At 49.5% G+C, this 20,955-nt stretch carries 14 protein-coding genes; 7 read left to right on the forward strand and 7 right to left on the reverse strand.

Translation table 11 applies throughout. The annotated features are described in order from the left end of the window. Positions 1–415: 415 nt before the first annotated feature. Together ACI77B_RS05030 and ACI77B_RS05035 are read right to left on the reverse strand one after the other, a co-directional pair. The gene (locus ACI77B_RS05030) at positions 416–649 is read right to left on the reverse strand and encodes a hypothetical protein (RefSeq protein WP_409337666.1); all 234 of its coding nucleotides are present in this window, start codon (positions 647–649) and stop codon (positions 416–418) included. Positions 650–664: 15 nt separating this feature from the next. Beyond that, positions 665–1,849 (reverse strand): shikimate kinase, encoded by a 1,185-nt coding sequence (locus ACI77B_RS05035; RefSeq protein WP_409337667.1) that lies wholly within the window; start codon positions 1,847–1,849, stop codon positions 665–667. A 304-nt stretch (positions 1,850–2,153) separates the two neighbouring features. Between ACI77B_RS05035 and ACI77B_RS05040 the strand changes: the two genes are divergently transcribed. After that, entirely contained in the window at positions 2,154–3,926 is a 1,773-nt protein-coding gene (locus ACI77B_RS05040) for an AMP-binding protein (protein WP_409337668.1), read from the forward strand. 445 nt (positions 3,927–4,371) lie between these two features. On the opposite strand, the gene ACI77B_RS05045 is transcribed toward ACI77B_RS05040, so the two are convergent. Further along, the gene (locus tag ACI77B_RS05045; protein ID WP_409337669.1) at positions 4,372–5,160 is read right to left on the reverse strand and encodes an RNA-binding protein; all 789 of its coding nucleotides are present in this window, start codon (positions 5,158–5,160) and stop codon (positions 4,372–4,374) included. Between the two features lie 360 nt (positions 5,161–5,520). Here ACI77B_RS05045 and ACI77B_RS05050 point away from each other — a divergent pair, with 360 nt between their 5' ends. Further along, positions 5,521–8,136 (forward strand): cation-translocating P-type ATPase, encoded by a 2,616-nt coding sequence (locus tag ACI77B_RS05050; RefSeq protein ID WP_409337670.1) that lies wholly within the window; start codon positions 5,521–5,523, stop codon positions 8,134–8,136. Positions 8,137–9,363: 1,227 nt separating this feature from the next. Here ACI77B_RS05050 and ACI77B_RS05055 read toward each other — a convergent pair. After that, positions 9,364–10,188, reverse strand: coding sequence for a YibE/F family protein (locus ACI77B_RS05055; protein WP_409335825.1), 825 nt, complete (start codon positions 10,186–10,188; stop codon positions 9,364–9,366). A gap of 2 nt (positions 10,189–10,190) precedes the next feature. Next, on the reverse strand, positions 10,191–11,456 hold the full coding sequence (locus ACI77B_RS05060) for a YibE/F family protein (protein WP_409335826.1): 1,266 nt from the start codon (positions 11,454–11,456) through the stop codon (positions 10,191–10,193). 222 nt (positions 11,457–11,678) lie between these two features. Between ACI77B_RS05060 and ACI77B_RS05065 the strand changes: the two genes are divergently transcribed. The 4 genes from ACI77B_RS05065 to ACI77B_RS05080 all read left to right on the forward strand — a co-directional run bounded on the left by ACI77B_RS05065 (position 11,679) and on the right by ACI77B_RS05080 (position 16,333). Further along, positions 11,679–12,929 (forward strand): DNA recombination protein RmuC, encoded by a 1,251-nt coding sequence (locus ACI77B_RS05065; protein ID WP_409335827.1) that lies wholly within the window; start codon positions 11,679–11,681, stop codon positions 12,927–12,929. Continuing rightward, on the forward strand, positions 12,929–13,630 hold the full coding sequence (locus ACI77B_RS05070) for a metallophosphoesterase (RefSeq protein ID WP_409335828.1): 702 nt from the start codon (positions 12,929–12,931) through the stop codon (positions 13,628–13,630). The genes ACI77B_RS05065 and ACI77B_RS05070 overlap by 1 nt, the downstream gene beginning before the upstream one ends. 137 nt (positions 13,631–13,767) lie before the next feature. Next, positions 13,768–14,952, forward strand: coding sequence for a phosphopentomutase (locus ACI77B_RS05075; protein ID WP_409335829.1), 1,185 nt, complete (start codon positions 13,768–13,770; stop codon positions 14,950–14,952). 61 nt (positions 14,953–15,013) lie between these two features. Further along, a complete protein-coding gene (locus ACI77B_RS05080; protein WP_409335830.1) occupies positions 15,014–16,333 on the forward strand; it encodes a thymidine phosphorylase in 1,320 nt (439 codons plus the stop codon). A 139-nt stretch (positions 16,334–16,472) separates the two neighbouring features. Here the strand turns inward: ACI77B_RS05080 and ACI77B_RS05085 are convergent, their stop codons facing one another. Both ACI77B_RS05085 and ACI77B_RS05090 read right to left on the reverse strand, forming a co-directional pair. Beyond that, entirely contained in the window at positions 16,473–17,171 is a 699-nt protein-coding gene (locus ACI77B_RS05085; protein WP_409335831.1) for a zinc ribbon domain-containing protein, read from the reverse strand. A gap of 415 nt (positions 17,172–17,586) precedes the next feature. Further along, positions 17,587–19,008 (reverse strand): ISLre2 family transposase, encoded by a 1,422-nt coding sequence (locus ACI77B_RS05090; protein ID WP_409335832.1) that lies wholly within the window; start codon positions 19,006–19,008, stop codon positions 17,587–17,589. Positions 19,009–19,560: 552 nt separating this feature from the next. Here ACI77B_RS05090 and ACI77B_RS05095 point away from each other — a divergent pair. After that, a complete protein-coding gene (locus tag ACI77B_RS05095; protein ID WP_409335833.1) occupies positions 19,561–20,937 on the forward strand; it encodes a 2-isopropylmalate synthase in 1,377 nt (458 codons plus the stop codon). The last annotated feature ends 18 nt before the right edge of the window (positions 20,938–20,955 follow it).

Raw genomic sequence — 20,955 nt, forward strand, 5'->3', positions numbered from 1 at the left:
AGGGAAATAATTATGCTTATGGATGATGTTGTTGGAATAGTCTGTACATATACTTGATAAAAATGGCGGGAATCGCCTGCTTTTACCAACATAGTTTCCGTGTGATGTAATAGGTAGTTGGTAGATATCGGCAGTTTCAGGTCATTTTACCAAACTGATGCTATATCATTGGTAAGATCTTTGGTTTCGCCAGGATTTTACCTAAAAACGAGAAGCAAGGAAGCATAAATTTGCTTTTATCGTCTGCATAAACGGTGAATACGGCAATAGCTGAAACTATCGTGAGATTAAGTTCTTGTATGCAGTATACCTGTAACTAAATTCTTGCATTGAGTTACAGGCCACTGGTGGTTTGAATGGAAACGGCTGCGCCTGTAAATGATATCAGGTGCAGCCGCCACACATCTTCATTTTTCTATTTATCCCTTTGAGAAATTTTCACTCCACAGATAAAAAGCAGTGTATCTGAGAGAATGTTAATTCCAAGTAATATCGCATTGATGAGCATTTTGCAGTCATAGTGATATGCAGGTAAATCGCTGGAATCAAAAGGCATAATTTGACCGATTAATTGAGCTCCTATGATTGTAATTGCTGCGATAAGCACTGCAAACACAAGCAATAATGCATAAACCCGGTGCTTCTTCATAGAAAAAATCCCTCCTTAGAGCTCCTGGTTATTATCAATAAAGTAATCGCTCCAGGAGTCGTACAGATCGGCGCGCTCATCGTAGAGTTTTTTCAGTTCTTCTGGTTCTGGTGAGTAGTCGTCGATCTCGAACTTATCGAGGTCGCGCTTGATCCAGATGATGCGTCCGTTCTGTTTCATCAGGCTGTAGTTGGCTTTGCGGGTGACGATTCCGCTGCCGGCAGCGATGATGATGCCGTTTTTCTTGCAGAGTCTGCGGAGGCATTCGGTTTCTTTGTTCCGGAAATAGTCTTCACCTTTTTCTTTGATGATTTTCCGGCGGCTCATTCCTTCGTTTTTCTCAATGCAGGTATCCAGATCATAAAAATCGCGGTTCCTTGCTTTTGCCATTTGTCCGCCGAGATAGGTCTTTCCGGCACCCGGCATTCCGATGAGAATGTAGTTCAGCTTCTGGCTGCGGATTTCATAGATGGCCGTGTCGATGTCGTCATCGGAAATTTCCTTCTGCTGGAAGAGCTCGCTTGCCTGCTTGATCTCTGCGACCAGCATGGAAATTCCTCCTGCGCACGGAATATCGTGGGACATGGCGTCCAGAATGAACCAGGTCTTGTCCGGGTTGTAGATGACGTCGACGGCTCCGCAGCAGTGCGGGAATTCCCGGATGTCGATCAGGGAGCGGCCGTTGTCCGGATACATGCCGACCGGCGTAGTATTAATGATGATTTCCGCGTCCTTCGCTTTTTCGTAAATATTATCGTAGTTAAGTCCTCCGGTTCTGGAGGCAATTGCGATGTCTGCGGCTTTCCGGTCTTTCAGGACCTGACGGACGGTGTGGGATACGCCTCCGCTGCCGAGAATCAGGCATTTCTTTCCCGTGACATCGATTTCATTTCTGTCCAGAAGATAGCAGAACCCGAAGTAATCGGTGTTATAGCCCTTCAGTTTTCCAAACTCCCGGATGATCGTATTCACACTGCCGGTTGCCAGAGCTTCCGGAGAAATCTCATCGCAGTAATCGATGACCTTCTGCTTATATGGAAGCGTGACATTGAATCCGTCATAGTCGTGATCCCGGAGTCTTGATTCCAGTTCTTCTTCGCTGGTTTCCAGCAGTTCATAGGTGTAATTTCCGAACATCTGATGTATCGGCACAGAATAACTGTATTCCAGCCCCTTGCCGATCAATCCAAACTTTCCCATTTTACCTCTCCTCCTGCATTGCGTGACAGGTCCATTATACAACAATGGAATTGTATTCTCCACCTTTTCAGACATACTGTTCTGAATTAAGCCTGCGGTGTTCTGGCATTTCCGCAGACAGACACAATTTAATATACAGCATTTTTGCAGGGTGTTTGTGAGCAAAAAATCATTTTCCCACATCGTTTTTACACATGGTTCATCTTTATTTTCCCTCCTGCAGATACTATAATATATCTGTATAAGTATCTGAATATTTTTGGCATTTTTCAGATCATACTCGTATCATCAGAAAGAGGCATCTATGAGCAAGAAATTCAAGACCAGAGCAGGACAGCTGAAGCCTGTTCAGGAAACTGTAGAATACCGCGAATTCCGTTCCTTTATCGACGGCGTCACGGCTAAATATAAAGATCAGACATGTTTCATCGTGAAGGACAAACCGGCAAACCGCAAGGAGAAACCGACCTACAGAAACATCAGCTACCGTGAGCTCAGAAACCACATCAACTGGCTGGGAACTGGTCTGATGGCCAGAGGCCTGGGCGACAAGCGCATCGCCATCGTCGGCGAGAACAGCTACCCGTGGGCGCTCACCTATCTGACTGTCCTCTGCGGAAGCGGAATCGTTGTTCCGCTAGATAAGGGACTCCCGGAGGAAGAGGCCCTGTCTTCCATTCAGAGGAGTTCCTCTGACGCAGTTGTCTTTGACAAAAAGCACCTTCCGCTGATCAAGTATCTGCAAGAGAATAACGCCTGTGCGAAAGAATACATCTGCATGACGCCGCTGGAGGGATTCGATTCCCTGCAGGATATCATGGATGAAGGCGTCCGGGAATTCCAGGCCGGACACACATCCTTCCAGAACATCATGCGTGACCCGGATGAGATGGCCGAGCTGCTGTTCACTTCCGGTACAACCAGCAAGTCCAAGGCGGTCATGCTGTCACCGCACAATCTCCTGTTCGACGTTTATGCCATGATCCGCTGCGAGGACCTGCGCGAAGGAGATGTCAACATGAACTTCCTTCCGTACCACCACACCTTCGGATCCATCAGCGTTGTCACCGCTCTGCAGTGCGGCATCGTGAACGTTTACTGTGACGGCCTGCGCTACATCAAGCAGAATCTGAAAGAATATAATGTAACGATGTTCGTCGGCGTTCCGCTTCTGGTTGAGCAGATGTATAAAAACATCCTGAAGGGTGTGCGCAAGCAGGGTAAGGAAGCATCTTTCCAGAGAGGTCTGAAGATTTCCAGACGCTTACGGCGCATGCACATCGATGTCAGAAGACGTATGTTTAAAGATATCATCGGTGAACTGGGCAACCTGCGCCTGATCATCAGCGGCGCTTCTCCGCTGGATCCTGCAGTTGCAAGAGGTTTTGACGATATCGGCGTTCAGGTTATCCAGGGATATGGACTGACAGAGACTTCCCCGGTCATCTGCGCAGAGAACTATCTGAACCAGCGTCCGGGTTCTGTCGGAAAGACCATGGCAGGCATGGAAGCGAGAATCGTCAATGAAGGTCCAGACGGAGTCGGCGAACTGGTTGTCAAAGGCGCCAATGTCATGCTGGGTTATTACAATGATCCGGAAGAAAACGCCAAGGTTCTGGTTCACGGATGGCTGCGGACCGGCGACCTTGCCTACATTGATGATGACGGATTTATCTGGCTGACCGGCCGTGCAAAGAATGTCATCGTCCTGAAAAACGGAAAAAATGTCTATCCGGAAGAGATTGAAACCCTGATCGACAACCTTCCGTATGTTAAGGAAAACATCGTCATCGGCCAGCCGCGCCACCACGACGGAAACAACCGTGACCTGGCCCTCTGCGCCAAGATCGTCTACGATCCGGACTACATGAAGAACGCCTTCCACGCGGAAACCCAGGAAGACATCGAAGCCGTCATCAAGAAAGACCTGGATAAGATCAATGAAGAGCTTCCAGTCTACAAGCAGATCTACCGTCTGATCGCCACCGACAAAGAGATGGAAAAGACGACAACCGGCAAGGTAAAACGCTTCCGCGAAGGCGCCGTCCGTTACGATAAACCGCCAAAGGAGCAGTAGAAGAAAATATTGCAGAAAAACGATAAATAAAAACAGGAAATAGACAATGCATGTTCATCCGAGCTGAAATGCCGATGGACATGCATTTTTTGTAAAGGATGGATAATGAAATGAAGGGGAAGGAAGAGAAAATGAGTGGAAAAAAGTAGGAAAAAGGATGATTGGGTATACTGTATACCGATTGAGCCGGACTTCTCTTTATTATTAGATGGGAAGAAAATAGAATGCCAGCGGTTGGGAGCTCGTGGTGAGAGGATTGGTTTCCCGACAGCGGTGAAATAAAAGTCGGGAAACCTTCAGATTGGGAATGAAATCCCGACCGAGATAATTTATAAAAAATGATTATAATACAGTATACTCAAGTTCAGCGTCTCCTCTGTCTTTCATCAGTTTCTCTTTCTGCTCATCTGGTCCACACCAGCTTTTGGAACTCCATCTCGTCATCCTATATGTAAATTTTCAGTGTAATCGCCGTCCGCCCCTTCCTGGTCTCCCGGCCGACCTCGTCGAGTACGGCTTTCCCGTGATGGCGGAGAACCAGCTCATCGCCTTCTTCCAGCATCCGGTCGATTTTCAAAACTTCTTCGTGGTTGACCAGCACCATGCCGCCGCGGATGGCATCGGCTGCCTTGCTCCTGGCCAGCCCGAAGGCGGATGAAACCAGGCTGTCCAGGCGGAGGGAGGCGACGGTGTCGTGCTTCATTTTCACTTTCTGCTCCGGGATCAGCAGTTCGGAGAGCGGGTGAACGCTGACGGAAAGGTAGGTCCTTCCGGCCTTACCGAAGTTATCTGAGATGTATTCCGCCATGTCCTGCAGCACGATGATGTCCGCACCGTCTTCTCTCACCAGAATATCGCCGATAACATCCCGCTTCAGCCCCAGGCCGATCAGGGCGCCGAGATAGTCTCCATGGCGGAGGGCACGCCCGGATCGGGAGGCGGAAGAGTTTTTGCTGTGCTGCGCGCAGATGACGGAGAAGATCTGCTGCATAGCGTCCTGTTCACCGGCGTCGCCTTCCATGTAATCCGGGAGACAGGCCATGACCCGCCTCTGCGCGTCCGGATAGCCTCCCGTAAAGAGTATTTTACAGGCCGGATTTTCCTTCCTCATTTTCTGCCGCAGCAGGGCCTGCTGATGCGGGTCCAGAAAGCCCGTAAACGTCAGCATGTAGCGGTCCAGACATTGTGTAATACGGTCCTCTGCCTGTCCCAGCAGTATGTTTTCTTCATTCATTGTGATTCATCCTTCCATATTTGTATCCTGCCGGATTTCTTTTTGACAAAAAGTTCCTGAGCAAGAAAAAAAGCTTGCACTTCTTCTCCTGACAGGATATCATATTTATGAATTAAAGGGGAGTAGCTGGCGGTATCTCATCGGTGCCGCGGTAATCAGCGTCAGTACACGATCTGCCCGGAAGAAACATATCTTCAGCAGATCCGCAATTACTTGAAACAGCAAGACTTTTAAGGTGTGTTTGCCTTGAAAGTCTTTTTTGTTATCTTGAAACAAAGGCGTTCAGGAGGCTGTAAAGGACTTGAAAGGGTGCAGATGAACAGATCTGCAGCTTCCCCTGTCATCGAAAAGGAGAATCCGATGGAAAAAAAGAAACAGACATTTTACAACCAGTCTGCAGAGCAGGCGATGCAGTATTTCCATTCCGGAAAAGAGGGCATCTCTGACGCGCAGGCAGACAAGAACCGGGAAGAGTTTGGTGCCAACCGGCTCAGGGAAACGAAGAAGAAAAGTTTTCTTCAGGTTTTCGCGGATCAGTTTAAGGACCTTCTGGTCGTTATCCTGATCGTTGCGGCGATCGTTTCCATGCTGACGGGAAGTGTATCCAGCACCGTGGTTATTTTCCTGGTGCTGATCATGAATGCTATTCTGGGAACGGTGCAGTACTTTAAAGCGCAGAAGTCGCTGGAAGGGTTGAAGAAGCTGTCTTCGCCGGAAGCCAAAGTCATCCGCGAGGGAACGCCGCACATCATTGACGCGGCAGACCTGGTCTGCGGAGATATCATCACGCTGGAAGCCGGTGATATCGTCCCGGGGGACGGAAGAATCATTGAATCTTTCTCCCTGAAAACGGATGAGAGCACCCTGACCGGCGAATCCATGAGCGTGGAGAAACACGCGAAGGTGATCGACGAGGAAACCGTTGCCCTGGGTGACCAGAAGAATATGGTCTTCTCCGGATCCCTGGTCACATACGGCCGCGCAACGGCAGTCATTACAGCCGTTGGAAAGGAAACCGAGCTTGGACAGATTGCGGAGCTGATGAATGACACATCAGAAAAAAAGACTCCGCTGCAGGTAACCATGGATCAGTTCAGCAAAAAGCTGTCCATTGCGATCATGGCAATCTGTGCAGTTGTCTTTCTGCTGAGCATGTACAGAGGCATGCATATCCTTGATGCTTTGCTTTTTGCCGTCGCACTTGCGGTAGCGGCGATTCCGGAAGCGCTGTCTTCCATCATCACGATTTCGCTGGCCATCGGAACGTCCCGCATGGCGGAGCAGAATGCGATCGTGAAGGATCTGAATGCGGTAGAAGGACTGGGCTGTGTATCGGTCATCTGTTCGGATAAGACCGGAACGCTGACCCAGAACCGGATGACCGTGGAATATGCGGATGCAAGAGAAGACGTGGAAAATGAAATGATGATGGCGTCTGTACTCTGTAACGACACCAAGAGGGTGGACGGGAAGCTGACTGGAGATCCGACGGAAACAGCTTACTTTGACTACTATATTAAGGAACGCGGAGAAGAAGCGCTGGACAAGGTGCTGAATGACCATCCGCGCCTTGCTGAAGTGCCTTTTGACTCGGACAGAAAGCTGATGAGCACGCTGCATAAGGTGAACGGTGAGTACGTCATGTTTATCAAGGGTGCGATCGACGTTATCATGGACCGTACGGTCAATCTGACGGATGAAGAAATCGACGCGGTCAGAAAAGAGAACATGAAGCTGTCTTCGGAAGGCCTGCGTGTTCTGGGATTTGCGATGAAGACGATTCCGGAAAACAGGAAGCTGACTGTCGCAGATGAGTTTGATCTCGAGTACATCGGCCTGCTCGCCGAGGTGGATCCACCGCGTGAGGAGTCGAAGAAGGCGGTCGCCGACTGTATCGCGGCCGGAATCAAGCCGATCATGATCACTGGAGATCATAAGGTTACCGCTTCAGCCATCGCAAAGCGGATCGGCATTATGCATGAGGGCGACCTGGCCTTTACCGGACCGGAAATCGATGCCATGAGCGATGAAGAGCTGGATGAGAAGCTGGAGCACATCAGTGTGTATGCCCGTGTATCCCCGAGCAATAAGATCCGGATCGTCAATGCGTGGCAGAAAAAGGGAAAGATTGTTGCCATGACCGGTGACGGCGTCAATGACGGACCGGCCCTGAAGGCTGCAGATGTCGGTGTCGCCATGGGAATCACCGGAACGGAAGTCGCAAAAGATTCCGCGGCGATGATTCTGACGGATGATAACTTCGCGACCATCATCAAGTCCGTGCTGAACGGAAGAAATATCTATAACAACATCAAGAACGCGATTACTTACCTGCTCTCCGGAAACGCAGCGGCGATTCTAGACGTGCTGTTCGCATCGCTTGCCGGCCTGTCCGCTCCGTTTACTGCGGTGCAGCTGCTGTTTATCAACCTGATTACGGACAGCCTTCCGGCTCTGGCCATCAGCATGGAGCCGTCCAATCCGGAACTGATTCACGATAAACCGCGTTCCAGAGACGATTCTGTACTGAATAAGGAAACGCAGCGTGTGGTATCCGGAACGGGAATTCTGATTGCCATCGCCGTTGCCGTATCCTTCCTGATCGGCCTTGGAAAAATCCCGGCGATTTCTTCCATGATGCCGGAAGTCAGCTTCAACGCGACAACCGGATGCACCATGGCCTTTGCGACACTATGTCTTGCCCGTCTCTGGCACGGCTTCAACTGCAGAGGAAGAGAGAGCATCTTCAAGCTGGGCGTATTCAGCAATATGTATACGATCGGAGCCTTTGTTCTGGGCGCCGGACTGCTTCACTGCATCCTGCTGATTCCGGCCCTGCACAGCGCATTCGGCACATCCGGACTGAATCCGCATCTCCTCGGATGGGTCTGGCTGCTGGCCTTCCTGCCGACCGTGATCATTCAGATTTATAAGGCCATCCGCTACAGAGGGGAAGAGAAGATTTCAAGACAGTAAGGCGGACAGTTGGCAAGAAAGAATGCATGAATTCAGCATTTCAGGACATTAAGCAGCGACGGTCACCGGGAACTCCTGCTGTTGCCAGCAGGAGCGCCCGGTGACCCTGCATAATTCAATTGACCGCTGCCCTAAGAGGGAAAGTAAAACTGGAACTGCTCAGTAACGGAGATTTGTCAGATTAATAAAGCGGCAGTTTTTGGGTACTTTATGGATACGTCGAGAACTTATAGGACGCGCACGGCTGCTCTCCATTGCCGTGCAGCGTGCTCTCGACGATCGTCATATCTGCTCTGGTTATTTTTTCCTTAGGCTGCGCTTCAGAATACAGGACTGAGTCATTTTCTGGATTAAACAGACCGCAGCCCTGGAAAAATCGTTGGTAAAAACCGCGATAATTACATTTTTATACCAATGGAGAAAACGTTTTGGGAAGAAACGATATTAATCATGGTTCTCTCCCAAATATTGTTCTTACACAAGTACAATTATGAAATTGGATCAGTTGGAAAAAGCCGCGATTAATAATTATGCGTGTAAATGAATAAGAACTCTGTATTACCGTTGTGCGGGCAAATCGAAAATGGTATCAGTCACTAAAATACAGAGTATTGCGTGATTGCATAAGTAGGAAATAGTAATTATTTTACCTTCTCATAAGCCAATCAACCGTCAGTGATTGTAGGTAGTTGGTAAAAAACAGCGATTTCGATTAGTTTTACACAAATAATATTGTATACTTGGTAAAGTCTGTGATTTCGGAGATTTTTTACCAAAATAAATGGAAATCAGTACCGGAAACTTGAAATTATAACTGCATAAAAGGTGCATATGAGACGATGAGATGAAATGCGAGTATACAGTATACTCGATCCGCCGGGATCGGCAGTTTCATTTTACAAGGACCCAGCCCGGTGCTTTAACATCCCTGGAGTTTAACATCTCTGAATTAAAACATCCCTGAAATCTTAACATGTCTGAGATTATAACCATTAAGTCCGTATAATGGTGTAACTTGAAAATTTCATAAGGAAAGCCATGCTGGCTCCTGATATAATGTACAGCGCTAAAACAAACACCAAGGAGGAACCAACATGGCACAAATCAATCTCACTATGGAAAGAGCAGAATTACTAGAACTAATTGCAGGTGACCGCGAGAAAGCGCTCAAGCATCTTGCCGAGAAGATACTCGATCAGCTTCTGCTGGCAGAAGCTGAGAAGGAAATTATTTTTCCGCAGTTTCCGCTGCAGTTTCTTTGTTCAGCGCGTTTTTCTGCAGGTCTTTCTGCCCGTTTCCTTTCCCGGCAGCCTGAATCATGGCTGCTCCGATGATCGTCGCAATCGGTACGACGAGGCAGCAGCCGATTCCGCTGATGGACACGCTGATGAACTCGCTGGCCAGGGACTGGCTGTTGATGATGTAGCTGAAATGGTAATCGGAAATATACTGCATCAGAAGGGTCATGTATTCCGCGATATAGACATAGAAGATCGTGTGAATCGACGTGCTCATAACTGCCTTGCTGACCTGGAAGGAAGAGCGGAACAGTTCCTGCAGGGAAAGCGAGCTGTTGTTCTGATAAATCTCGTAGGCGGAGGCGGTCACGGCAACGGCGGTGTCGATGACCGTTCCCAGGAGCGCGATGATCATCGTGGCGATCTGCAGCTGCAGCATGCTGATGTGGACGTTTCTGGTGTAGCCGTTGGAGTCCGTGATTTCATACTGCTCGGCGTTGAAACCCTGTGCGTTGGCCTTGTGCGCCATAAAGAAGATCAGACCCAGGAGCGCCAGCACCGTCACTACAACAGAAATGAAGGATGCGACAGATTTCACGTTGAGTTCGTTCTGGTAAAACAGGGTAATGGCAGTGATCAGAACGCTGGTCAGGAAAATCACCAGGAGCGGATTGAAATTCCGGTAAATCAGAAAGAGCGTGCCGACCATAGCCAGGGCGTTGATGGCGGTGGATACAATCGATTTGCTGCCTTTGTCTCCGCAGATCGTAAAGATCAGAAGAAAGAGAACAACCGTTAAAATGATCAGCATCATGATTATTCATCTCCTTTCTGTCCATTGTCAGTTTTTCTGGTTATTAATACAGGGGTCTTCTTGCGCGTTTTGTTTTTTGTCGAAGGATCCCGTTCGATCATGTGCCGGCGTTCATACCAGCCGATGGCGATGAATGCGGCAGCCGGGATGGCCAGAACGGTTCCGATGCTTCCGGTCAGGAATCGCGCCAGCTCAAAGAACACGTTGTAGTGCAGGATGCTGGAAAAGTGGATTCCGTTGCGCATGTACAGGATAAATGCCGGGATGCAGGACGCGATGTTGGTCAGGAACATCAGATTGATCATGGTGCCGACCAGATCATCGCCTACGCTTCTGCAGGAGCGGATCAGGCTCCTTCTGGTGACGTGCTCGCCGGTCTGGACGATTTCACTGACGGTCATGACCATGGTGACGACCACATCCATGACTGCGCCGAGGCCGCCGACCAGCACTTCGGAGAGGAAGATCAGGTTGGCCGTGCCCTGGGAATACGGCTGACTCAGGTATTCCATGAAATCGAAGTCGATACGCCCGGAGAATCGCATGACCACAGCGGAGAGCAGGGTCACCGCGCCCACTGTGACGAGCGTTGCAATCGAGGCGATCAGCGTTTTTTCATTCTTTCCCAGCATGAAGAAGAGGAGCATGATCGTGAAGAAGACCGTCATCGGTATGGTCATAAACAGAATATTGTGGCCTTTCGTGTACAGAACCAGAACCCAGTAGAAGGCAGCCATATTCAGTACCAGGCTGAAAATCGTCAGGATGCCGAGCCTTCCGCCCACCAGCAGGAAGAGGCCGAACAGCGCGGCAAGAATCGTGACAATCAGGTAGTCGCGCTTGACACTGACCACATTGGCTTTCAGGCCCGACGAGCTGTGACGCAGGGTGTCGATGAAGATGCTGTCGCCCTTGTTGTATTTTGTGTCGTAAACCTGGGACTGACTGTATTCGCTGCTGAGATGGACCGTCTGTCCCTTATATTTTCCGTTCTTGATGACCGCCGTGATCTGCTGGCGGTACAGTTTTTCATCATATTCGTAGCTTCCGTCGCTGCCTGTCTGGGTCTTGATGTAGGTCTGCCGGGTGGAAGTGACATTGGCGATGATCTTGTGATAAAGGAAGTAATCGTTATGCATTCCCGTCCAGACGACCAGAATCACCGCGAGAAAGATCAGGATTTTCAGCAGGGTCTTCTTCTGCAGAAACTTCTCCTGGCGGATGTTCTGGAGGCTCGATCGGAGCAGTGAATTGGTATTATCTGACATTACAGCGTTCATCCTTTCTGCTGTGCATTTCTTGGATGTATTTCGTATACATCCCGAGTATTATAGGACGGAATTGTGAAGAATATGTAGAGGATCCGGCATGATTTGGACTGGACGTATTCCTGTGTTATACTTTACATTAGGAAAGAAGCGATTTACATCCTCCTTTCGGGACAAAAATTACCCGGCCAGGGGGACAGATGCATTGAGAAGAGAAAGAAAATGACAATCATAATTATGCTACTGGCTCTGGCAGCAGCGGCTGTCTCCATTCTGGTCCTTCTGAAAACGGAACAGATGCGGCGCGACCTAGACCGCTGCCCCCAGGAAACCGACCAGGCAGTCCGGGACGCCTTTCATTCCTACAGCGAAGGCATCTGGAGGAACATGCGTGATGCCTCGGATCTGCAGAATGAGCGGCTGGAAGAGCTGGATAAAAAATTTCGTGTCCTGGAAATGACGAATGAGCAGAAACTGGACAACATCAGGAACATGATGGCCCAGCAGCTGTCTACGATTAATGCCAGTCTGAACGAGCAGATGACCCAGATGAACCGGGAAAATTCCAAACATCTGGACCAGATGCGGCAGACGGTTGACGAGAAACTGCAGAAAACGCTGGAAGAACGTATCGGACAGTCTTTTCAGCTGGTGAACAGACAGCTGGAACAGGTCAGCCGGGGACTTGGTGAAATGCAGAATCTGGCCCGGGGCGTGGGCGATCTGAAAAAGGTTCTCTCCAACGTCAAGACCAGAGGAAATCTGGGAGAAATCCAGCTGGGAGCGATTCTGGACGATATTCTGGCGCCGGAACAGTATGAGACGAACGTTAACACGAAGGGAACGGGAAGAGAATTCGTCGAATTTGCGGTGAAACTTCCGGGAAACGGTGACCATCCGGTCTGGCTCCCGATTGACAGTAAGTTTCCGGCGGACAGTTATCTGCAGCTGACGGATGCCTATGAATCCGGTGATGCAGATGCCGTAAAGAGCGCAAAGAATCAGCTGATCCGCACGATGAAAAATGAGGCAAAAGACATCCGCGAAAAGTATATTGCGCCGCCTCGGACAACGGATTTCGGCATTCTGTTCCTTCCATCGGAAGGACTTTACGCCGAGGCGCTGCGCCTGGGCATGGCGGAAACCCTGCAGCGGGAATATAAGGTGAGCATCGCCGGGCCGACCACCATGGCAGCGCTTCTGAACAGCCTGCAGATGGGCTTCAAGACCCTGGCGATTCAGGAAAGGTCCAGTCAGGTCTGGGAAACCCTGGCCGCCGTAAAGACAGAATTTGCCAAATTTGAGGATGAACTTCTGCGGGCACAGAAAAACATCGACCAGGTCAATGAGCGCCTGAACCGCCTGGTGGGCGTGAGAACCCGCGCCGTCCGGAAAACACTGGATCAGGTCGGAAGGCTGGATGAAGGGGAAGCAGAAAAAATCCTTCATACGGATGATGAAGAGGAAAGGTAATGAGTATATACGCGATTGGAGATTTACACTTATCCATGGATGAGCGGATCGAAAAACCGATGGATATTTTTGGCGACTCCTGGTCTGATCATCCCAGAAGAGTACGGGAAAACTGGCTGAAGACCGTCCGTCCGGAAGACACGGTGATCATCCCGGGAGATATTTCCTGGGGCCTCAAGCTTGATGAAGCCATGGCAGATCTGGAGTGGATCCACAATCTTCCCGGATTCAAGGTTCTGACCAAGGGAAACCATGATCTCTGGTGGACTTCGATTGGAAAGCTGAACAAACTCTACGATGATATGCTGTTCCTGCAGAACCACGCTTATCACGTGCCGGGAACGGAAACCTGGATCTGCGGCACCCGCGGCTGGATCTGCCCGGGAAGCGATGATTTCACCCAGCATGACCGCAAGATCTATGACCGGGAGGCGATGCGTCTGAGTTTTTCCCTGGATGAAGCCGTAAAGGCAGGCGCTTCGGATATCATCGCGGCCCTCCATTATCCGCCGACAAATGATAAATTCCAAGAGTCAGAATTTACCAGAAGAATGTCAGAAGCCGGCGTCACGACCTGCATCTACGGCCATCTTCACGGAAGTGAAAATTTCCGCCGCGGCATCCGCGGGTACTTTAATGGTGTACACTACAAGCTGGTTTCCCTGGACAGCGTAAAATGCTGCCTGGTGAAGCTCCGCTGAAAATCTGCGTGAACACCTTCCGGCCATGCAGCCGGGCTGTTGAATATATTGAACCTTCAGCCTTGTTCCGCCGCAGAGCAAAAGAGGAACAGAAAATTGAATTTTACAGAATGAAGGAAACAGAAAGGAAGGACGAGATGAGCAGACGAGTAATACTGATTGTCATGGACAGTCTTGGAATCGGAGAAGAACCGGATGCAGAGCAGTATGGTGATCTTGGCTCCCATACTCTTCTGCACGCACAGCAGGGAACCCCGGGATTTTCCATCCCGAATCTTCAGAAACTCGGTATGGGAAACATCAGCGGCTGTGAAGCTTGCGGGCTGACTTTGCCGAATGAGAAAATCACCGGCGCCTATGGCCGTATGAGAGAACGCTCCAAGGGCAAGGACACCATCACCGGTCACTGGGAAATCGCAGGCCTGGAGACGGATATTCCGTTCAAGACCTACCCACAGGGCTTTCCGAAAGCGTTCATCGAGAAATTCCAGAAGGCGATCGGCATGGAAGTCATCGGAAACAAGCCGGCATCCGGAACGGTGATCATCGAGGAACTCGGACCGGAGCACGAATCCACGGGAAAGCCGATTGTATACACGAGTGCGGACAGTGTTTTCCAGATCGCCGCAAACACCGACGTCATTCCTCTGGAGAAGCTGTATAAAATCTGCGAAACTGCCAGAAGCATGCTGGTCGGCGGCTGGGCCTGCGGCAGAGTCATCGCGAGACCTTACATCATCAAGGATGGAAAGCGCATCCGCACCAGCGACCGCAGGGATTATTCCGTGTCTCCGAGCGGGCGGACTCTGCTGGACCACGTGAAAGAAACCGGCCAGACCGTATACGCCGTCGGAAAAATCCACGATATTTTCAACGGACAGGGAATTACGACATCTGTTCACACCACTGGAAATGAAAACGGCGTGGACTGCACCATCAAGGCGGAGAAAACGGTGGAAGACGGGCTGATTTTCACCAATCTGGTCGACTTCGACTCCCTCTACGGCCACCGCAGAAATCCAAAGGGCTACGGCGAGGCCATCATGGCTTTCGACCGCAGAATTCCGGAGATCCAGGCCGCAATGTGTGAAGACGACATTCTGATTCTGACCGCCGACCACGGCAATGACCCGATTCATGCAGGCACCGACCATACCAGAGAGTACGTGCCAGTCCTGCTTTACGGACAAAAAATAAAGCAAGGGGTCGACATTGGGACCCGCATGACCTTTGCCGATCTGGGGCAGACCGCGGCCGAATACCTGAGGACGGCGCCGCTGGCGCACGGAAAGAGCTTCCTGAGCGAGGTGCTGAAAGGGTAAATGAATCGTAATTAAACGATGCTATTGAAAATCAGAGGATTACTCAAAGAGGGGTATCATCATGGATATAATTGACATTATTGAGAAAAAACGGGATGGGGATGAACTGAACCGGGAGGAAATCCGCTATTTCGTGAAGGGATTCACGAATGGCTCGATTCCGGATTATCAGGCATCGGCGCTGCTGATGGCGATGTATCTGAATGAACTGACGGATGAGGAAACCTTCGAGCTGACGGACGCGATGAAGGATTCCGGAGATACGATCGACCTGAGCAGTGTGAGGGGCCATACGGTGGATAAGCATTCTACCGGCGGTGTCGGGGATAAGACGACGCTGATCGTTCTGCCTATGGTATCGGCCTGCCTGGTGCCGGTGGCAAAGATGAGCGGACGGGGCCTCGGATTCACCGGCGGAACCATTGACAAGCTGGAATCTATCCCGGGATTCCGCACGTCACTGACGGAAGAGGAGTTCTTGGAACAGGTGCAGCAGATTGGAATAGCGTTGACGGGCCAGACGGGTAATATTACGCCGGCGGATAAAAAAATCTACGCGCTCCGTGATGTGACTGGGACGGTGGAAAATATGAGTCTGATCGCCTCCAGTATTATGAGTAAGAAGCTTGCAGCCGGTAATGAATCCATCGTTCTGGATGTCAAAACCGGAAAGGGCGCCTTCATGAAGAGGCAGAAAGACGCACGTGAGCTGGCGGAGCTGATGTGCCGGATCGGCGAAAATGCCGGCCGGCGGACCTGCTGCCTGATCACTAATATGGATCAGCCGCTGGGTTACGCGGTCGGAAACGCGCTGGAAGTAAAGGAGGCTATTGATACGCTGAAAGGAAATGGGCCGGACGACCTGGTGGAGCTCTGCGAGCAGCTTGCCGGGATTATGATTTACCTGGGCGGGCGTGTCCGGTCGCTTGAGGAAGGGCCGATGATGGCACATGGCGCCCTGGCCAGCGGTGCCGCGCTGGATAAGTTCCGGGCGCTTGTAACCGCACAGGGAGGCGATCCATCGGTAATAGACGATCCGGACCACCAGTTCCCGCAGGCAAAGTTCCATCAGTCTGTCACGGCGAAAACCAGCGGCTATGTGCAGGATCTGGATGCCCATCTGGTCGGGCAGGCTTCCCGCAGCACCGGTGCCGGCCGTGAATCCCTGGATCAGGAAATCGACCCGAGTGCCGGAATCCTGCTTCGGAAGAAAGTCGGCGACAAAGTCAGTGTGAAGGATGAACTCGCTGTGGTTTACGCCGGTTCCAAACGCAAGCTGATCGAAGGTGTGGAAAAACTGGAAGCAGCCTATACGATTGGTAATAAGGCGCCGGAGAAAGAGCCGCTGATCTTGGACCGGGTGATGGGTGAAAGAATGTAACAATATAGTAGTCGACATTTTTGTTCGCGGATTTTAATAGAATTATTAAAAAGCAACGTGTGTATTGTGGCTTTTACACTTATACACCGTTGCTTTTATGCCATACTATAATTAGTTTTTCTATGAGATTATTAGGGGATCAGTTTGAACTTAAAGTGGTGTTCAAATCTTTTAAATCAGAATCCAACGTATTGAATTTACTTGAGGCTCGATTTTCGAATGTGTCCTCACTCATTGTAGGGAAATATGTAATTTGGCTGTACAAGGCATTTAAACTTTTATTTGTCGTTTGTATTTGATTGTGAAGCTTGGCGTATTTCTCAGGGTAATCAGATAAAGTTGCATATATTTTTTGTGACTTTTTATAGCTCTTTATCATTTTGCTATATAATGCTGCACCATCTCCTTCTGTGTAGTTATTAATACTATCACCGGGATCATACCAGTGATCCACATATTTCTCAGCCAGTTTATAGAGATTGTCACCACATGCAGTTGTAGTATTATAATAGTTGATCGCAGTGTTGTAATATTCGATTTCCTTTTCATAACGCGAATATCCAATAATAGCTCCGATTATGACGATTAAGATAATTAAGCTAATGATCCTTTTTCTTTTCTTAGAACCTGTTTTTTTCATCTGAGGCTTAGTGGAAGCAGGCTCATTTTTGGGTTGAATTTGGTGATCATTTTGATCGTAGTGTACGTTGTCTACAGCAGATTTTTCTTCTCTTTCAACGTCATCGACTTTAGTGGAGAGTGGTGCTCCGCAATGAGGACATGCAACAGCTTTATCAGAAACAGAGCCGCCACATTCAGGACATTTTTTTAAACTCATAATTTCCTCCTCTTTCATGAAACTTAAATAACATTTGCATATGAATAAGAATATCGAATTTTTAAAATTAAGTCAACGCCAATCAATGCAGAGATGGTGTCAAGAGCTAGTGGGAGTTTTTGTTGACAGATCTCCAAGTTGTTTTGTGAGCTGTACGCAGCCTGTGCCTGGAACGCCTCCCGGCTCCCTTCGCGCATGCTCACGCTTCCGACTCCGCCGGCCTTCTCCGGGCTGCGTACCTTCGGACCCGTCCTCGGTACGCCCTGTGTGTCCTGTCACCGTTTCCGTGCATTTCATGCCCGGAACGGTTCCATTCCACACAGCTGTTTCCTTCCCCGGATTCAGGCCGTCGATCGTCTGGCAGCGAGGCGCTCAGAAGTCCAGGCATCAGGCTGCATTACAGTCTCACGTTCAATCAGCTTAGCAGTTCTCTTACTGCTCCACAGCTCTTGATCAGCATCTGAGTTCCGGAAGCTCCGTCCATGACAATAGGCTCTCCGTCAAAAATACTCCAGTCATGCAGTTCTTTTTCCGCATGCTGGATGACACGGTCCGCATATTCAGCGTACTTCTCCCGGAGAATATTCTCAGGCTCTTTTTTCTGCAGATCACTCGCCTTCAGTTCACCGCCATTGATCAGATACACTCTGATGTCACTCAGTCTTCCGAGCCCTTCATCGCTCCATCCCTGCGGCTCACGACTGAACCGTTTCGACAGAATATGACTAACCAGTCCTTCTGTACAGCTTCCCGGCATATCCTTCTTGAAACGATTCACGATTGGCTTCCAGTTCCCATTCAGATAGACACCGAATCCGTTGACTTTTTCTGTCAGCTCCTTGTCTTCCTTCGCGTCATCCAGCAGTTCCTGTATGCACCGGTCAGCTCTGCTTTGATCATTTCCCTTCACAGCATCCATGATCACTTTCTTCACTCTTCTCTTTGGAAACCTGACTGCCAGTGACCGAAGGGCCTTCTGGAAATGAAAACCATCCATAACGTGAACTACATGACAAAAATCGTCCAGACCATTCCGGATCCAGTTCCCGCCGTCTCCATGCAGCACGATTTTCTCCAGCACATCCATGTCATATTTCTTCTCGATAAATCCCTCTACCGTCTTCCACAGACGTCTGGTATTGAACTCTTCATCGACGAAGCTTACCGGCTCTACCGTCGCATTCCGATGGGTGCCGATCATCCGGATTCCTTCTGTCACTGTCACCAGTGGCACGATTCTGCTCCGTTTTCCGGGCTTCTTTCCTGCTTTCTGCATGTGCACGTGATCCTCGTCAGCAAAAACATGGAGCACACTGACCTTTCGCTTCACCTCTGGTACTGCGGTCTCTGGAACATTCACCTTCATGATACAGTTCCTTACCGTTTGTCTGCTCAGTTCACCTCCCGTCACGATCTCAGAACTCTTCGCATAGGATACACAGGCTGCATTTTCAGCCAGCTTCTTTCCTACGACCCGGTCAACACGTTCATACTTTGGCAGTCCAAGAATCTCATCCAGAAGAAACCGGTGCTTCCCGCTGTTCTTGTCATAGTAATAGCTCCGTTCGATCCCGATCGTCCCAAATTCTGTATAAATTGTCCGTTTCCTGCCTCTGGCTTTGATCGTGAGTCCGAGTTGTTTCCGGCCAGCTTTGTCATTCCTCAATTCCTGATCAAATCCCTCTGCTGCCGCACGAATGAACCTGGCGGTTGTTTCCCTGCAGTACTTCATGAGTTTTGCGCTGGTTTCCTCCCAATTCATTCCTTCGTGAGGTTTTAGTGTTTCCAGAATATTTTCCAGGAATTCAGCTGCAATTTCATGTATAATAGATGGCATAGGGATCTCCTTTCGAGTGCATAGATGTAATTTCTTCACTTTTATCTTAGCACTTGGAGATCCCTTTTCCAGTTTCTAAACTCCCACTAATACTTTACACCCTCCAATGCAGATAATGATTGGCCAGGCTTTTGTTATGAAATCTTCAATTTGCACCACTTTTAGGACTTGACCTTCGGAGCCATCAACATATGACATATAATGAACCAAAATGTTGTATGTGTGTATACAAAAATCCTTTGATTTTATAATGCATCCGGCTGTATTTCGCCAGCTGGTGGACGGCACAGGCATCGGCTGGAGTCGGGATACTGTATACACGCTTGTATGTGTCACACAAGGAATTAACCCCTTGGCAGGTGGTTTTTGTCGAAAATGTTATAAAAATAACAAATAATCCATGGATATTTATGCGTTAATAACAACGACAGTGAATAAATATCCGTTGTACAAAATAAATACTTGTAAAATCGGGTGCATTTCATTGACAGAATGCTCTGCTGGCCATATACTTGTATACGTAAATACGAAAATAACGGAAGAGGTGATTACATGCTGGAACAATCTAAAAAGACACATTTACTTGAGCAGGCAAGTTACAAGTACACCCTGCAGGATGTGAAAAAGCCGAATCTTTACCGCGATATTTATGACTACGACAACGTGCCTAAAGTTGCGTTCAACCATCGCCGCGTTCCGATGAATATGCCGGAAGACATTTGGATTACGGACACGACTTTTCGTGACGGTCAGCAGTCCAGAGAGCCGTATACGGTAAAGCAGATTGTTGATCTGTATAAGATGATGGCCCGGCTGGGCGGACCATATGGAATTATCCGCCAGTCGGAGTTTTTTGTGTATACGAAGAAGGACAGGGAAGCGCTGGAAAAGTGTATGGAGCTGGGCTATAAGTTCCCGGAGATCACGACCTGGATCCGTGCGTCCAAGAAGGACTTTCAGCTGGTAAAGGATCTGGGAATCAAGGAAACGGGAATTCTGGTATCCTGCAGTGATTATCACATCTTCCATAAAATGAAGATGACGCGCCGCCAGGCTGTGGATTACTACCTGGAAACAATCCGCTCTGCTTTCGATGCCGGACTGATTCCGCGCTGCCACCTGGAGGACATCACCAGAGCAGACTTCTACGGATTTGTACTGCCGTTCATCACGGAGATCATGAAGCTTTCTGATGAGGCGGGCATTCCGGTCAAGATCCGCGCCTGCGACACGATGGGATACGGTATACCGTATTCAGAAGTTGCGCTGCCGAGAAGTGTGCCGGGCATCATTTACGGTCTGCAGCATTACGCCGGTGTTCCGAGCGAGATGCTGGAGTGGCACGGTCATAACGATTTCTATAAGGCGGTGCCAAACGCAGCAACCGCATGGCTGTATGGCGCATGTGCCGTCAACTGCACACTGCTGGGAATCGGCGAGCGTACCGGTAACATTCCGCTGGAGGCAATGGTATTTGAATACGCATCGCTGAGAGGTTCCATGGACGGTATGGATCCGACAGTCATTACGGAAATCGCACGCTATTACAGGGACGAACTGCATTACGATATTCCGCCGATGCAGCCTTTTGTCGGCGAGGACTTCAACGTCACCCGCGCGGGCATTCACGCAGACGGCCTGCTGAAAGATGAGGAAATTTACAACATCTTCAACACCAAGAAGCTGCTGAACAGAAAGCCTGGAGTTGTCGTCAGCAAGACTAGTGGCAATGCCGGAATTGCTTACTGGATTAATGAGCACTACGGCCTTTCGAAGGACCGCGAGATCGAGAAAGACGATCCGAAAATCCATGAAATCAAGAAATGGGTTGATGAACAGTACGCAGACGGAAGAACCACTGCACTGTCCACCGGCGAGCTGGAGAAACAGGTAAAGAAACACTGGGGCGAGCACCCATTTCAGAAATAGACAAAAGCGAATCAACCA

Source organism: Eubacterium sp. F2, assembly GCF_046244355.1.
Classification (GTDB): domain Bacteria; phylum Bacillota; class Clostridia; order Peptostreptococcales; family Anaerovoracaceae; genus Aminicella.